Below are 15909 nucleotides of genomic sequence, written 5' to 3' on the forward strand. Positions count from 1 at the left end.
AGTCTCGATGATCAACGCCTCACGGGGATTGCGATTGGCGTTGGCGAAGCCGGGAACTTTTGATACAGTGCGCCGCATGCCCATTCGGGGAAATGCGGCGGATGGGAGACGGTGTTGAATCGTGTGCAAGGAGGCCGGAGTGAGGATTGATCGGACGCGAGTGTTTCGGGGCGTTGGAATAGTGGTGGCGACGTTGTGGCTTTCTGCCTGTGCCAGTGGGCCAGGATCGACGTCGCAGGGGCCTGGGGCGTCGATGGGGGTGCGCGACGGGCAAGCGCCGGGGCTGCTGGCGGCGAATGATGTTCCAGTCAGGCCAGAGGGAAACGGCCAAGCCGCGCCGCCGGATGATCTGTTCGATCCCTTCGCCAAAGGCGGGGAGGAGACCGTTGAAGAATATGATCCCTGGGAGCCCTTCAATACGAAGATCTTCGAGTTCAACCGGCAGGTCGATCGCTGGGTGTTGAAGCCGGTCGCGAAGGGGTATGATTTCATCATGCCGAATGCCGCGCAGGTCGGCATCAGCAACTTCTTCTATAATCTCCGCTTCCCGCCCCGGTTCTTGAACAATGTGTTTCAGGGCAAGGCCAAGGGAGCCGGGATCGAGATGGGCCGTTTTCTCGTCAACTCGACAGCCGGGATCGGCGGATTTTTCGACGTTGCGCAACACCTCGATTTGAAGACGCCCGAGGAAGACACGGGTCAGACTCTGGGTTTTTATGGGGTGCCGCCAGGCCCCTATCTGGTGCTGCCGTTGCTGCCGCCGTTCAACGTCCGAGACTTTGCCGGGTTCCTCGGCGATATTGCGCTCAATCCGATCAACTGGCTGGTGGCGCCGATTATCGAAGTGAACGGTGTGCCCTCGGTGATCGCACATAAGAATCGCATGACGTCGTCCACGATCCAGTTGGGAGGGCGCGTGTTTGAAATCGTCAATGAGCGCTCGCTGAATCTGGAAAAGTATCAAGGCGTCGAAGAAGCGACGCTGGATCTCTATACCGCCGTCCGTAATGCCTATCAGCAGAAGCGGATCAGGGCGATTCAGGAATAGATTGCAAGGCGAGGGGTGTGAGGCAAGGGGCTAGAGGGAGAACGATGACGGTTCGCCTCTCACCTCGTGCCTCTTGCCCGCTTCAGGGAATGAGGCCTAAGTCTCTTCCGACGGTGGCAAAGGCCGCAACAGCCTTCTCCAACTGGGCTCTGGTGTGCGCCGCCGACATCTGCACGCGAATGCGGGCTTGCCCTTTCGGTACCACGGGATAGCTGAACCCCACCACATAGATCCCTTCTTGCAACAGGCGATCGGCCATTTGTGTGGCGAGCGCGGCTTCCCCTAACATGACCGGAATGATCGGGTGGGTGCCGGGTACCAGACGGAACCCCAGGGCATTCAACTGCGCACGGAAGAAGGCGGCGTTGTCCTGCAGCTGCGCGCGGAGCGTATCGCCTTGTGCGGCCAGCTGCACGGCTTTGAGCGCGGCCGAGGCAATGACCGGCGGCAAGGCATTGGAAAACAGATAGGGCCGGGATCGCTGGCGCAGCAGTTCGATGATCTCCGCCCGTCCCGAGGTGAATCCCCCCGCCGCGCCCCCGAGACTCTTGCCCAATGTGCTCGTGACGATGTCCACGCGCTCCGTGACGCCGAAGTGCCCCGGCGTGCCCCGGCCGTTGGGCCCCAGGACGCCGGTCGCATGGCTGTCGTCCACCATCACCACGGCGTCGTAACGGTCGGCCAGGTTCACGATCTGGTCCAGCTTGGCCAGATCCCCGTCCATCGAGAACACGCCGTCGGTGGCGATCAGGCGCAACCGGCAGGCGCGGGCGTCTTGCAGCCGTGCTTCCAGGTCGGCCATGTCGCCATGGGCATAGCGGAACCGTTGGGCCTTGCAGAGGCGAATGCCGTCGATCACGCTGGCATGATTCAACGCGTCGCTGATGACCGCATCCTGCTCATCGAGCAACACTTCGAAGAGCCCGCCGTTCGCATCGAAGCAGGAGCCATAGAGGATGGTCTCCTCGGTTCCCAGAAAATCGCTGATGGTCCGTTCAAGGCGTGTGTGCAGGTCTTGGGTGCCGCAGATGAAGCGCACGGAGGCCATGCCGTATCCGTGCCGGTTCAATCCCTCGGTGGCGGCTTGCCGGATGTCCGGATGGTTGGCGAGCCCCAGATAATTATTCGCACAGAGGTTCACGACCGATCCCTGAGCCACGCGAATATCGGTCCCTTGCGGGCTGAGCAGGTGCCGCTCGTGTTTATACAATCCGGCGGCACGGATGTCGGCGAGGGACTGGACGAGGATCTTTTTGAGAGAGGTGTAGGCCATTGTCTGTCTCAGGCAAGAGGCGCGGGGTTAGGGGTTAGAGGGTCATCCGATTTGATTTTCAGCCCTCTTGCCTCTCGCCACGTACCCCGTGCCCATCTTTAAGGAAACAACACCACTTTGCCGCACTGGCCTGAATTGATCAACTCGAACCCTTTGGCATAGTCGCTCATCGGGAAGGTGTGGGTGATGACCGGCTTGATGTTCAGACCGGCTTTGAAGAGACCGGCCAAGCGATACCAGGTGCTGAAGAGGTGCCGGCCGGTAATGCCGTGTACGCGAATGCCCTTGAAGATGATTTCGTTGGCCAGGTCGAACGCAATGGGACCGGTCGGAATGCCGAACAGCGTGACGCGCCCGCCGTTCTTCACAGCGCCGAAGGCTACGTGCAAGGCGCTGGGGTTGCCGGACATTTCCAGCGCCGCGTCCACGCCCTCTCCGGCGGTGATGTCGCGAATGGCGGCGGCGATCTGCGCGGGCGTCTCGGTCTTGGCATTCAGTACGTAGTCCGCGCCCACCTGTTTGGCCAGATTGAGACGATAGTCGCTCACGTCGGAGGCGATGATGGTGGCGGCACCCGCGGTGCGCGCGACGGCGGTTGAAAAGAGCCCGGTCGGACCGCAGCCGGTGATCAAGACCGTGTGGCCGGTGAGATCTTCCGCCAGCGCCGCATCCACCGCATTCCCGAGCGGTTCCTGGACGGACGCCCATTCCGGTGGCAGCGCCGCCGCGGTGTGCCAGAGCACCTTTTCGGGCAAGGCGACGTATTCGGCAAATGATCCGTCTCGATCGACCCCTAGGATGCGATAGTTCCGGCAGACATGCGCCTGGCCGGTGCGGCATTGGAAGCATTGGCCGCAGGTGATATGTGATTCAGCCGCCACGTAGTCGCCGACCTTGACGAGCGTCACATCGGAACCGACGGCCACGACCTCGCCGCACATTTCATGGCCGATGATGCGCGGGGGGTGAATCCGGCTGTGGGCCCAGGGGTCCCAATTATAAATATGGGCATCGGTTCCGCAGAGCGAGGTGGCTTTCACCTGCACGAGGGCATCGTAGGGACCCGGGGCCGGGTCCGGACAGGTCATCGCCGTCAGGCCCGGGGCGGAAGCGGTTTTCACGAGCGCACGCATGGCCGCATTGTACGCCAAGTTGAGGGGGGAGGCACGTGCGATTCGAGAAAAATCGGGTTGCACTCGATCGTGAGCCTGAGTAGGATGGTTACATGCGCTCTTCCGCGCCAAGTTTTCTTGTTCTGGCAGCCGGTGCGCTGGGGGTGTGCGCGCTTCAGTTGACCTTCTTTCCCGAGCCCGCCTCGGCCGTTTCCACAACCAACTCTGCTTCGGCAATGACCGGGACGCGATGGGCGACGATTGACCTGACGACGGCCGATGCTTCGGGGGAGATTCAGCTCGGGAAGCCGCTTGAGCTCGCCGTCACGATTGGCGGGGTGGCGCAGGGGAGCGCGCCTCTGGTGGCCATCTGCGAATCGGTGTTGTTTGAGCGGCAGGTGGTGACGCTGGAGCCGGGTGAGGCGCCCATGGTGATGACTGGTTCGGCGGCGCTGGAACCGATTCCTGCCGGAAAATTATCGATCCCTCCCAAGGCGGCGCGAGTGCAAGTCACCTTTGCCCGTCTGCGAGAGGGCAAGTTCGAGCGGGTGCTCAGCCGTGTGGTCTACATCACGTTGGGGGCCGCCGAGGTGCCGGACGCGGCGGAGCCGTCCACGCCCATTCGCGAGAAGACCGTCGGTGGTGACCTGGCTCCGGACGAGGAACAGCCGGATGTGGTGCCGGTATCCGGGGGGCATGTGGCCGAAGAAGATTTGCTGCCGTTGCCGACGCCGGATCAGAGCCGGGCCTATTGGCAGCAGATCAGCACCCTGGTCAGCCGCAGTTGGAGCCGCGCCGTGCGGCATGTTCGCCATGCGCCGACGAGCGAAACGGTGCGGGTGCGGTTCCGGCTCTATCCGAGCGGGCGGGCACAGCTCATCCAGATTGAAAAAGGATCGGGAGCGCGGGAAGTCGACGAGGCGGGGATTTATACGATCGTGCAGGCCCAGCCGTTTCCGCCGTTCCCCAGCGATGCCGGATCGGAGGCGGTGGATGTGCATGTGCGGATGCGGACCGGGGCGAAAGCCTCCTCGCGGGAGGTGCAGTCGGTGACGATTCACTCGTCGAGCCCGTCCGAGGCCGGCTCCGGCAATGCCAAAAAATGAGGATGTGCGCGAAACCGCTGGGCTGTCAATGGATCACGGGTGTGGAGGAGGCTGTATGCGTCGAAGAATGAGCTGGGGAGCAAGTCTATTTATCGGAGTGTTGGCGGCGAGTCTGCCAGCTATGGCTGGGGCGGAAATGGCGCAGTGGAATCTGGACCCCGACCATTCCATTATCGAGTTCCGCGTGTCCCACATGGTCGTCTCGAAGACGGCGGGCCGGTTTATGCGCTACACCGGCGTGGTGGAAATGGATGCGGAGGCGCACCAGTTCAAGACGATCGAAGCCACGATCGATACGGCGTCGATCAATACCAACCATGAGAAGCGCGATGCCCATCTCCGTGCCGCCGATTTCTTCGATGTCGAGAAATATCCGGCCATGACCTATAAAATGAAGAGTTATGCGAAGACCGGCGAAGGCTATACGGCGCTGGGTGATTTGACACTGCATGGCGTTACCAAGGAGATCGCGCTCGTTGGGACCTTTAATGGAGTGAGCAAGGATCCCTGGGGCAATACGCGCGCGGGCTTCACCGGTGAAGGCAAGATAAACCGGAAGGATTTCGGCATGGTCTGGAACAAGACGCTCGATAGCGGCGGACTGGCGGTCGGCGATGACGTGCAGATCCGTCTCGACATCGAGTGCATTAAAGCGAAGAAGCCGTAGTCTTCTCCTGCCGCACCCATCGTACTTTGCGGCACCAGCAGCCCCGGCTCCCGAGGCTGCTGGCCGATTCTCACCCCACGAGTCGTCGGAGTTTGTATGAAGGCCATGGTCCTCGACCGTGCCGGGGATGTTTCAACTGATCCGTTGCAGCTCAGAGACCTGCCGATGCCGGTCCCTGGAGCAGGTCAGGTGCTGGTGAAGGTGCAGGTCTGCGGTGTCTGCCGCACCGATCTGCATGTCATCGAGGGAGAATTGCCCGATGTGAAACGCCCGCTGGTGCCCGGCCATCAAGTGGTTGGGATCGTTACGCAGCTGGGCGCCGGAGTTGAGGGGCTGAAGGAAGGGGATCGGGTCGGCATCGCCTGGCTGCAAGGCACCTGCGGCACATGCGAATTCTGTACAAGCGGCCGGGAGAATCTCTGTCTGCAGGCGCGGTTCACCGGCTATCAGGTCGATGGCGGGTATGCGGAGTACGCAGTCGTGCCGGCGCGCTATGCCTATCCCATCCCGCCGGTCTTTTCCGATGACGCCGCCGCGCCGCTGCTCTGCGCGGGCATCATCGGCTATCGCGCGTTGCGGTTGAGCGGGATCAAACCGGGCCAAAGGCTCGGGCTCTATGGCTTCGGGGCCTCCGCCCATATTGCGATTCAAATCGCCCGTCACTGGGGCTGTCAGGTCTATGTGAGCTCCCTGAAGGCCGAGCATCAAGCCCTCGCGCGCACGCTTGGCGCGATCTGGGTCGGCGGCGCCCAGGATCTGCCGCCTGATACACTCCACGGGTCGATTCTCTTCGCTCCGGCGGGAGAGCTGGTTCCGCCTGCATTGCGTGCGTTGGAGCGAGGCGGCACCTTGGCGCTGGCGGGCATCCATATGTCGCCGATTCCCCTCATCGACTATGACCGTGACTTGTTCGGGGAGCGAGTCCTGCGCAGCGTCACGGCCAACACGCGGCAGGATGGCCTCGATCTGCTGCGCGAGGCGGCCGCGATTCCGATCACCCCGCACACCGTTCGCTTTCCCTTGCACCACGCCAATCAGGCATTGCAAGCGCTCAAGGCCGGATCCTTCCAGGGGGCCGCAGTCCTCTCCCTCTGACGCGCGCCATCTAGCAATCCTCCCCCCGGATTGGGTACAGTGGGCGGCTATGCTTCGAACCGCTACAACGCTCATTCTTGCCTGTGTGCTCATGTCCAGCGTGCCCGCCTGGGCGCTGGAATTTACCGCCGATCGCATCACCAAGATCGACGGCCGCACCGGCAAAGCCAACATCTATTACCGTGACAACATGTGGCGCATCGAACACCACACGATGGGGCCGGTGAACGTCAGCATCGTGCGCAAGGACAAGCAGGTGGTGTGGATGCTGCTGTCGCGGATGAAACGCTTCAAGACCCTTTCCTACAGCGCGGAGCAGGACTTGATGGTGACGGAGAAGTTGGACGGCGAAGTCTCGCGGGAGGAAATCGGCCAGGAAGTCCGTGAAGGGCATCCGACGGTTTTGTATGAAGTGGTGACGAAGCATGGGGATCGGACGGAGGTGTATTACCAGTGGCTGGCCACGGATATCCATTTCCCCATGAAGCTGGCGAAGAAAGACGGCAGCTGGATCGTGGAATACCAGCATGTGAAATTGCGGACGGTCACGGATTATCTCTTTCAGCTGCCGCTGAATTTTCAGCCGCTGGAAGAGTTCAATCAAGCGCCCGGTCCGGAACCGAAAGAGCAAGGCATGTAATCAGCAAGGAGGAGTTGTCGTGCGAATGACAAATATCTTGGCCGGTGCTGTCGTCGCAGGGTTGGTGGGAGTGGGCGGAACGGTGTGGGCGATGGATGTGGGCGATGTGAAGCAGGAATGGACGGCGGAAGGGCGCAAGCTTGCCGCTGAACGGGTGAAGCTGCCGGCCTATGACGAGATGGTCCGCATTCCAGCGGGACCGTTTACGATGGGCAGCGAGAGGAAAACGGATAAGAATGCCTATCTGGTGGAGATGCCGCAGCGGTCGGTCTATCTCGACGCGTATGATATCGATAAGTACGAAGTCAGTACGGTGCAGTATTTGAAATTCGTGCTGGCGACGAACCGCGAGCCACAAGTGGATTGGAAGTTCGACGGCGGAAACTTTCAGGATACGATGGTGGCTCACCCCATCATGCATGTGACCTGGTACGAAGCCGACGAATATTGCAAATGGGCAGGGAAGCGCCTGCCGACCGAAGCCGAGTGGGAGAAGGCGGCGCGGGGCCATGCCGACACGCGCATCTACCCCTGGGGGAATGAAATGGCCGGCCTGTCGCGGGCGAACTTTGGCCGGACCGGCTTGTCCGGTCCCGTGCGCGATCGTCCGGAGCGGTTGCTGCTCTATCCGCCGATCATCTCCGTGTTCAAATACGACAATTCCGTGAGCCCCTACGGCCTCTTCCAGATGGCGGGCAATGTGGCCGAGTGGGTGTCCGACTGGTACGATAAGGACTATTACAAGAACGCGCCGGACAAGAATCCCAAGGGGCCTGAGACGGGCACGCAGAAAGCCTTCCGTGGCGGCGGCTGGATCGACAGCACACCGAGCGTGCGGGTCTCGCAGCGCAACGGCACGGATCCCAAGACTTCGATGAACTGGATGGGTTTCCGTTGCGCCCGCGACGCGAAAGACGGCGACGCGCCGGCGGCCGCACCAGCGCAGATGCCCGTAACTCCCTAAGCGCCAACCATTCCGTGGAGGCCGGTCCTCTTTTATCGGGCCGGCCTTCTCGATCTCTTTGTTTTCTTCAAGTGATCAAGCTCCATCGGTAGTTCTGGATTCACGCAGGCGGTTGGCCGACTTGCGTCTTGTTGTAGGTCTTTCGCCGTCACTCCCAGGGGGCTGAGCACAGCCAGCGCCGCTTTATAGAGCAGTGCGGCGTAGGCCGCTGCATCGTAGCTCCAGGTGCCGTCGAGCCCTGCCACCGCCCGTACGCGATCCGGCGGGCAGGCGGCGTGTGCATCCGTGATGATGTAGTGGATGGTGTCGCCGGCCTGGAGCGCGATGCCGCGCGCGAGCAATTCCTGAGCGGCAATCATCGAGAGGGTTTGGTGGCGATAGGCCTGCGGCTCTTTCGAGAGGGACTTTGTGATGGCCAGTTCCTCAATCGTCGCATGGCCCTCGCGGAGATAGCGGTGATAGGCGTGGACGATCTCCAAGGCCTGGGGGACCAGTTTGCGCAACTCGATTAGCGTGCAGGCCTGGCCCAAGCAGCGCAGCATCTCCGCCTGCGCCCGCTTGACGACCAGCGGCGCATCGCTTCGACGGAGTTCGATGCCCCGTATCTTCATCCCCCCATGCTCGAAGACGCCGACGAACTGATTCGGCACCGGCATCTTGGGATTCACCCGCGAGGGAAGAAAGCCGATCCAGCGATAGATCCCTTCCACATTGATGGGCAGTCCCGTTTCCTCCGTGATGACTTGCGCGAGGGCGTCGTACTCGGAGCGCCCCGCACCAGGTTTCACTAGCCAGAGCGAATCGACGATGGCGTGGAGCATGCGGTAGCCCTGGCGCTCCGCGATCTCTTTCGCCTGCAGCAAGATATCTCGGCTGTAGGCCGTGACCGATTCGTGCGCTTCGATCCGGCCAAAGCGGGCATTCTTGTAGCCGAGATAGCCGAAGGACACGACCAACAGCCATTTGAGCGCGGACTGGCGCTGGTCGAGCAGCGCTCTTGCCGCGGCGTTCACGGTCGCCGCCATCAGGCGCTTGTAACGCGCACGTTTGTCGAGCAACGGTGCCAGGGTTCGAGGCACCAATCCCTGCCGATGGCGGCAGGTGTGGTGGCCGATTTCCGGCACCCGCGCCGCCGGCTCATCGCGGCAGCAGCGGCAATTCACCGTCTCGGGCGAGACGTTGAAGCGCACCATGATCGAGGGATACATCGAGGAGAAATCCAGCTCGCCGACCTGCTCGTGGTAGCCGATGATCGGCGCAAAGACCAACCCGCCCTGGTCCGTGTGCAGCAATTCGAGTGCAGATTTGAAGGCTTCCGGCTCCTGCTTGCGATAGGGAATCAGCACACCGTCCCGGCAGGCAGTCTCCAACTGCATCGAGGTGATGCCGGTGCCGGTGGTTGTGCGGGCCATCTGTTGCAGATCGACTTTCGCCACACGCGCCTGTTCGATCAGGCCGGCGAGTCCCGTTTCAGCGAGCGCAAAGGAGTTCCGTCGATCCAGATGGAGCCGTCCGGACAGGGTGCGGGCGCCGGCATGCGAGACGATGCGGCCATAGGAAAAATAGGAATGGGCTTTCCTCGATCCGATCGGCCGGCCGCCGTCGCGGTTGAGCGCGAGCGGGAGCCGCAACTGCTGGGCCATCGTGATGAGACGGGGGAGGAGATAGGAGTCACCCCAATCGGTGAGGAGCAGATCCGGATCATGCCGAGTGAGAAGCTGATGCAGGCGGCGCACGACGTCGGCGTTATCACCTTCCAGAATTCGTTCGTCGCCATCTATGCGGACGATGAGCGCGCCGCGTCCTCCGTGATTCGGATTCGGCGAGTCACTCTCCGGCGAGAGTTCCATGACCGTGAGCGGCGCGAGAAGGTAGTCGGTGTCCCAGGGCGACTCCAGCGACTGGATCGCGAGAATCCCACCGTCCTTGGTGACGTCAGCCTCGCAAGAGGCCAGGGGAAAGAGCTGGCGGTCGTAGAAGTAGCGTTGCGGGAGGGAGATATCGATGTGGAAGAATTGCGCCTCAGGGAAGGTCTCGATCAGCCGGCGAGTCAGAGGGACGAACTGCGCGGGCGAATGAATGGCAACTTCCAGCACGCGCAGAGGACGGAGGGCGCCGAGTTCGTAGCGTTCGACGACGCGCTGGTCGATCCGGCAGGAGGCTCGGCAGAGCCAGCGCGTAATCTGATTGCGCAGCGTGGCTGGTGCAGCCAGATAGCAGGTCGGCACGAACGGGTCGAGGAGACGGTGACGAGTCCCATCCTCGCCGAGGAGCCAGACCACCATGCCGTCCTGTGCCGGGTAGACGTCAAGAAGCCACCCCCGGAGTCTGGTTGTCGAGCAAGCGGGCTTCAAGCGTTGTCACTTTCTGTTGCAACGTCATCACGTCTTTGTGTTGTTCGATCAACATCGAGAGCAGCATCACCTCAAACGGCGTCTCGCGTGCCAGATAGGCCCCCGCCGGGGCATAGTGGCGGGCGGCGGCAAACAAGGCGTCAAGCGCCTGCTGGTCTTCGCGTCGCAAGGCCCGCCGGTAGCGGCTCCAGGAGTCGATCTCCTGCTGGAGCAATTGCGTAAACGTGGCAAGAGTGCGGCCCATCGTTCATAACCTGGCCCATACCGCCCGGGGAATACCCCAGCGCCGTGCCCCGGCGCCACTCCGTTCATCCAGCCAGATCCCGTCTTCGCCCTCGTGTACGTCGATGGCCCGATGGGCCTGTGCGCGCAGCGTCGTCAAGAACCCGCGGCGCGATGCAGGCGCCGTCACCGGGAGAGGGCTCACGCAGACCAGTTGTACGCCGTCTTTCACGAGGTCCCGGAGCGCCGACAGCATCGTGCGAAAGAGCCGCAGCGCTTCCTGTTCAGGCACCGATTGGTCGTAGAGCGTTTCGAGCGGGCCTGAGAGCACGACGACCCGCGCATCGTAGGTGCGCAAGGCTGAGGGCAGGCAATCAGTCACGAGCCGGACCATCTGGTGGCAGGTGAAGGCGCGCGATACGTGGATTTGTTGCAGCACCCGCGCCGGTGCAACGCGGCCGGCCTTTGCCAAACGCCCAACCAGAAACGGATCGAAGACATTGGCTCCGGCCAGGTAGAGCACCGGCTCACCGGCCAAGGCGCGATCGACCGCTGCGCAGATCCCCAGTCGATACACGGCGGAATGGCCGGATAGCACCACCAGCCCGTTCGGCGGATCGGCAGGCAGCGCACTCTTTCGCAGCGCCGCCAGCAGGTGCGACGACGTGCCGATGACGGGCGTGCCCTGGTGAGTCTGTGGCGGGAAATCGAGGAATGGTTGTGTCGCGGTGGCCATCAATCACCTCACGATTCAAAGTGGCGGATCACGCCCGCCACGATGCCTTGAATGCGAAACTCATCGGTGGGCGACACGAGAATCGGTGTCATCGCCTCATTCGCCGGATGCAATTCGATCCGGCCCTCCGTGCGGTAATATTTCTTGATCGTCGCCTCGTTGTTCACCAGGGCCACCACCGTCTGGCCGTTCCGCGCGGTGCTCTGCTTCCGCACGACCACCAGATCGCCGGGGAGAATGCCGTCGTCTTTCATCGACTCGCCCTTCACCCGTAGCGCGAAGGTTTCTCCCTGGCGCAGCAGCGGGGGCAGCACCGACACCAGTTCGGCCTGCGTGATCGGTTCGATCGGCGAACCGGCCGCCACCATCCCGAGCATCGGCAGTTGCGCCGTGCCCAGTTGATCCAGCGCCATCTCCACCGCCAGCGGCACCTCCCAGGTGCCCGCCTCATAGCGGCTGATCGTCATGCGGCTGAGCTGCAGCGCCTCCGCCAGCTTTGCCTGCGTGTAGCCCAACCGAACCCGCGCCTGTCTGAACTGTTTGGCTGTCATGCCACAAAATGTTACATGCTGAAGCGAAGGCTGTCAAGGAGGAAGGGACGATTCTCGAATACCGTGCAAGCGTAGTGGGGATATAGATTGGTTGGGGGCTAGCAGAAACGGGAGGCGCAGGTCTAATCGGCAACGGATCAGAAAAACTTGTCACCGCGTCTTCTGGTTGAGAAGATCTTGCTGATTAAGCGTGGTTCCATCCGTGAAGCGTTGTATCCTATTTAATCTTCAGCTTTCTAATCTGTGTCAACAGTACTTTTTTGTGATCATCACAAATGCCGTGGGATGTCATGCCCCGGCCGTATAGCCCGACTTCGCCAATGAGCGTTTCCTTCCCTTCTTGTTCACACCATGCGCAGATGACTTTCATGATGACCTTGTGTTGAGCAAGGTTAATGCCGAAGATCCATCATGCGAAGTTACGCAAATATTGGGCAATATGGCGTGGCTGACATGGTGACAATAAGGCTCTTGTAGGGAAACGGATGCACCCTACAATCCGGAATCAACGGATCGTCCTGAAATATCACGCGAAAGCCAACCGGAGTGGAATGTATACAGAAATAAGGTACGCGAACGATACGGTGTCTTATCTCCGGCGACCTCTCCGGACATCAGCAGGCGAGGTCACGCGTGGGTGTTGCCGGTCTCGTGCTTGGGCGCGGCGCGGTCAGTTGCAGGCCGCAATGATGAGCTGGCGGAGGAAGGTGTCGAGCCGTTCCTGATGGGGAAAGGCGAGGCGTTGAAATTCGATGCCGATGCCGGGTTGGCCGGACCAGCGAACCGTAGCCTGTTGAATGAGAAGAGGGATCTCCTCTCCGGGGACATACAAGAAAAGATCCACGTTCATGCCGGTGAAGACAGGGGCGTTGCTTTTGAGACGGCAGCCTGTGCGCGAGATATCCACTGATCGCGTGATGGCATGCGACCGGTTCTGATAGACCAGTGTCCCTGAAAACGTTGCGGGAAACCGGGGATATTGCCGTACCACCATCTAGGGGCCTCGTTGCACGGATGGATGTCTCTGTGCACATCAGTGCAGGTGTGATGCCCAAATAAATGGTCATGGATAGCTATATTTTTCAGGCTTTTTCTCCGTCCATGCCTTAGGAACAGGTCCATGGTTGTTCGACAGTGAAGGGATTCTCAGACGGTTGCCACAAGGAGATCATGAAACCGGCTATCCGTTGATATGAGTTAGTGGCGTTACTTCTTAAAGATCAGTCTCGGCTCCGTCATATTGCCCATCGAGACCGCCACCAATTCCCATCCATTCGCCCCGAACTCATTCAGCTTCGTTTGCATATTGTGGGTGTCGGGAAGCACCTCGATGATTCGATACTGAAACTGTTTCTGTTCTTGGGCCTTTGCCGTGAATGGCTGCCCCACGAGCAGCAGGAATCCCAACGCGCTGAGACTCAGGCCTGCGATCAACCACGCGAATGACAGACGTGCGTTCTGCATGGGTCACCTCCCTCAGGTTTCGGTTATGGATGCGCCACTCGCCAATTGTGTCCGGTGCCCAGGTCCACTTTGAGCGGGACGGAGAGCCCGAGTTGCTTCCCCACATGTTCCATTTCGTGTTTCACCAGCCGCTTCGCGTCGTCCAAGTCCTTCTCCTGCACTTCAAAGATCAATTCGTCGTGGACCTGGAGGATCATTTTCGTATGCGGCATCTCATGATGCAGGGTCTTATTCACATTGATCATCGCGACCTTGATCAGGTCTGCGGCTGAGCCTTGGATGGGGCTGTTCACCGCCATGCGTTCGCCGAAGCCGCGCTGCACGGGATCGCCGCTTTGGAGTTCGGGAATCGGCCGCCGCCGGCCCAGGATGGTGGTGGTATAGCCCTTGGTTTTGCCCTCTTCGATATTCCGGTCCATCAGAGCCCGCACGCCCGCGTATTTTTCAAAATAGGTTTCGATGTACTTCTTGGCCTCCGCCTGCGGCACGCCGATGTTCTGCGAGAGGCCGAAGGGGCTGATGCCGTAGACGATGCCGAAGACCACGCTCTTGGCCGCCCGCCGCATCTCGCGGGTGATCTGCGAAGCGGGGAGATGGAAAATGTCCATGGCGGTCGCCATGTGAATATCTTCGCCTTTCTCGAAGACTTCGAGCAAGCGGGGATCCTGCGACAAATGCGCGAGGATGCGCGGCTCGATCTGGCTATAGTCGGCGCAGAGGAGAGTGTGGCCCTTCGGCGCGATGAAGGCTTCGCGGATGCGCAGGCCGTAGTCGCCTTTGACCGGGATGTTTTGCAGATTCGGCTCCGTCGAAGAGAGCCGGCCGGTGGCGGCGACGGTTTGGTTCAGCGACGTGTGCAGCCGCTTGGTCTCCGGATTCACCAATTCGGGCAAGGCGTCGACGTAGGTCGATTTGAGTTTGCTCAGGCTGCGATAGTTCAAAATCTGCGCGGGCAGGTCGTGCTGCGTCGCAAGCTGTGTGAGCGTGTCTTCGTCGGTCGAGTAGCCGGTCTTCGTTTTGCGGCCGGGTTTGAGGCCGAGCTTCTCGAAGAGCACGACGGCTAGCTGTTTGGGTGAATTGATGTTGAACTCGCCGCCCGCGAGGCCGGCGATAGTCTCCATCATCTTGTCGAGTTCGTGTTCCAGTTCCTTGCTCAGGCCCTGCAAGGCCGGGACATCGAGCAGGAATCCGTTGCGCTCGATTTCCGCCAGCACTGGGACGAGCGGCATTTCGACATCCTGAAAGAGTGTCAGGCTGCCTTGGCCCATCAGGCGTTCGGTCATGGCAGGAGCCAGTTTGGCCAGGACGGCGGCCTGCTCCGTGGCCTCTTCGCGTGAGCCGGTGTCTTCGTCGAACAGCGATTGCGGGGCCTTGGCGCCAGCTTGGTGGGTGCCCAATCGATGGCCGATGGCTTCCATCGCGATGGTATCGAGGCTGTGGTCGCGGCGGTTGGGGTTGAGCAGATAGTCCGCCACCATGGTATCGAGATAGGGGCCTGCGAGCGTGATGCCGATGCGATGAAAGGCCAGCATGGTGGCTTTCAGATCGTGCACGACTTTGATGTGGGCCCGATCGTGCAGCACCGCAATGATCGGCCGCATGTAGGCATGGACATCGATTGGGATGTAGGCGGTCTTTCCGCCTGCCGAGAGGGCGATGCCCTTGACGTCTGCCTGAACGCTGGGACCGCCGGAGAGCAGGCAGCAGACGCCGAGGGGGCCGTCTTTTGGCAGCGCTGCCACGAAGCGCTGGGCTGAAGGTTCGTCCTGAAGCAATGCCGATTCGTCGGCCTTGGGATCGGCCGGTGTGGCGCTGGCTTGGAACGTCTTGAGGAGGGTGGTGAATTCCAGTTCGCGCAGCAGGTCGATGAGCTGGTCCTGATGCGGCGGCTTCACATGAAAGGCTTCCGCATCGAAGGCGATGGGGCTGTGGATGTCGATGGTGGCCAGCTTGCGGCTGAGCCGGGCGTTGTCGGCCTGTTCGACCAGCAGCGCTTTGATGCGTGGCGGCGTGACGTCGTCGGTGCGCCGGAGCAATTCGTCGATGGTGCCGAACTGGGCGATGAGCTTCATGGCCGTCTTCTCGCCGATGCCCTTCACGCCGGGAATGTTATCCGTCGCGTCGCCCATCAACCCCATGATCTCGATCACGCGCGCCGGCTCGACGCCGAACTTGGCGACACATTCCGCTTCGCCGGACCATTTGTCTTTCACCGGGTCATAGATGCGCACATGCGGCGTGACGAGTTGGAGCATGTCCTTGTCGCCGGTCACGATCACGACGTCGTAGCCGGCCTGTTCAGCCTGGTGCGCCAGCGTGCCGATGAGATCATCCGCCTCATAGCCGGCCTGCTTCACCGCCGGAATGTTCAGCGCTTCCACCACGCGATGGATATAGGGGATCTGCGCGCTCATGCCTTTCGGCATCGGAGGGCGCTGGGCTTTGTAGTCTTTGAACTCCTGATGGCGGAGGGTCGGCCCCTTTTCGTCGAAGGCCACGACGATCCCGTCCGGCTGCCGCTCCCTCAGGATCTTCAACAGGGTGGTGGTGAACCCATAGACGGCGTTGGTGTGCAGGCCCTTGGAATTGTTCAGGGGCGGGAGGGCGAAGAAGGCGCGATAGATATAGGCGCTCCCGTCGATCAGGTAGAGCGTCTTGCGGTTGGAGTCAGGCATAG

General features: G+C 61.2%; 15 protein-coding genes. 6 read left to right on the top strand and 9 right to left on the bottom strand.

Annotation, left to right across the window (positions count from 1 at the left end):
• Positions 1-139: 139 nt before the first annotated feature.
• On the top strand, positions 140-1048 hold the full coding sequence (locus tag RI101_10585) for a VacJ family lipoprotein (GenBank protein MEC4890495.1): 909 nt from the start codon (positions 140-142) through the stop codon (positions 1046-1048).
• An 82-nt stretch (positions 1049-1130) separates the two neighbouring features.
• Here RI101_10585 and RI101_10590 read toward each other — a convergent pair whose 3' ends face one another.
• Positions 1131-2321, bottom strand: a complete 1191-nt coding sequence (locus RI101_10590) for a glycine C-acetyltransferase (protein ID MEC4890496.1) — start codon at positions 2319-2321, stop codon at positions 1131-1133.
• A gap of 98 nt (positions 2322-2419) precedes the next feature.
• Complete coding sequence (gene tdh, locus RI101_10595) at positions 2420-3454, bottom strand: L-threonine 3-dehydrogenase (protein ID MEC4890497.1); 1035 nt, start codon at positions 3452-3454, stop codon at positions 2420-2422.
• A gap of 92 nt (positions 3455-3546) precedes the next feature.
• On the opposite strand from tdh, the gene RI101_10600 reads away from it, so the two are divergent.
• The 5 genes from RI101_10600 to RI101_10620 all read left to right on the top strand — a co-directional run bounded on the left by RI101_10600 (position 3547) and on the right by RI101_10620 (position 7905).
• Positions 3547-4539: an energy transducer TonB gene (locus RI101_10600; GenBank protein ID MEC4890498.1), complete on the top strand. Its 993-nt coding sequence runs from the start codon at positions 3547-3549 to the stop codon at positions 4537-4539.
• Positions 4540-4594: 55 nt separating this feature from the next.
• Positions 4595-5206, top strand: a complete 612-nt coding sequence (locus tag RI101_10605; GenBank protein ID MEC4890499.1) for a YceI family protein — start codon at positions 4595-4597, stop codon at positions 5204-5206.
• A gap of 96 nt (positions 5207-5302) precedes the next feature.
• Positions 5303-6301: a zinc-dependent alcohol dehydrogenase family protein gene (locus tag RI101_10610; GenBank protein MEC4890500.1), complete on the top strand. Its 999-nt coding sequence runs from the start codon at positions 5303-5305 to the stop codon at positions 6299-6301.
• 49 nt (positions 6302-6350) lie between these two features.
• Positions 6351-6941 (top strand): hypothetical protein, encoded by a 591-nt coding sequence (locus RI101_10615; GenBank protein ID MEC4890501.1) that lies wholly within the window; start codon positions 6351-6353, stop codon positions 6939-6941.
• Positions 6942-6966: 25 nt separating this feature from the next.
• Positions 6967-7905, top strand: a complete 939-nt coding sequence (locus RI101_10620; protein ID MEC4890502.1) for an SUMF1/EgtB/PvdO family nonheme iron enzyme — start codon at positions 6967-6969, stop codon at positions 7903-7905.
• A gap of 32 nt (positions 7906-7937) precedes the next feature.
• Here the strand turns inward: RI101_10620 and RI101_10625 are convergent, their stop codons facing one another.
• The 7 genes from RI101_10625 to polA all read right to left on the bottom strand — a co-directional run bounded on the left by RI101_10625 (position 7938) and on the right by polA (position 15907).
• Entirely contained in the window at positions 7938-10190 is a 2253-nt protein-coding gene (locus RI101_10625) for a DNA polymerase domain-containing protein (GenBank protein ID MEC4890503.1), read from the bottom strand.
• Positions 10191-10212: 22 nt separating this feature from the next.
• Entirely contained in the window at positions 10213-10503 is a 291-nt protein-coding gene (locus tag RI101_10630) for a hypothetical protein (GenBank protein MEC4890504.1), read from the bottom strand.
• A 3-nt stretch (positions 10504-10506) separates the two neighbouring features.
• Entirely contained in the window at positions 10507-11217 is a 711-nt protein-coding gene (locus RI101_10635) for a hypothetical protein (GenBank protein MEC4890505.1), read from the bottom strand.
• A gap of 8 nt (positions 11218-11225) precedes the next feature.
• Positions 11226-11768, bottom strand: coding sequence for a transcriptional repressor LexA (lexA, locus tag RI101_10640; protein MEC4890506.1), 543 nt, complete (start codon positions 11766-11768; stop codon positions 11226-11228).
• Between the two features lie 670 nt (positions 11769-12438).
• Positions 12439-12762 (bottom strand): PilZ domain-containing protein, encoded by a 324-nt coding sequence (locus tag RI101_10645; protein MEC4890507.1) that lies wholly within the window; start codon positions 12760-12762, stop codon positions 12439-12441.
• Between the two features lie 212 nt (positions 12763-12974).
• The gene (locus RI101_10650; GenBank protein ID MEC4890508.1) at positions 12975-13232 is read right to left on the bottom strand and encodes a hypothetical protein; all 258 of its coding nucleotides are present in this window, start codon (positions 13230-13232) and stop codon (positions 12975-12977) included.
• Between the two features lie 23 nt (positions 13233-13255).
• Positions 13256-15907 (bottom strand): DNA polymerase I, encoded by a 2652-nt coding sequence (gene polA, locus RI101_10655; protein ID MEC4890509.1) that lies wholly within the window; start codon positions 15905-15907, stop codon positions 13256-13258.
• Positions 15908-15909 lie beyond the last annotated feature (2 nt).

It is taken from the genome of Nitrospira sp. (genome assembly GCA_035968315.1).
In the GTDB taxonomy this organism is placed as follows: domain Bacteria; phylum Nitrospirota; class Nitrospiria; order Nitrospirales; family Nitrospiraceae; genus Nitrospira_D.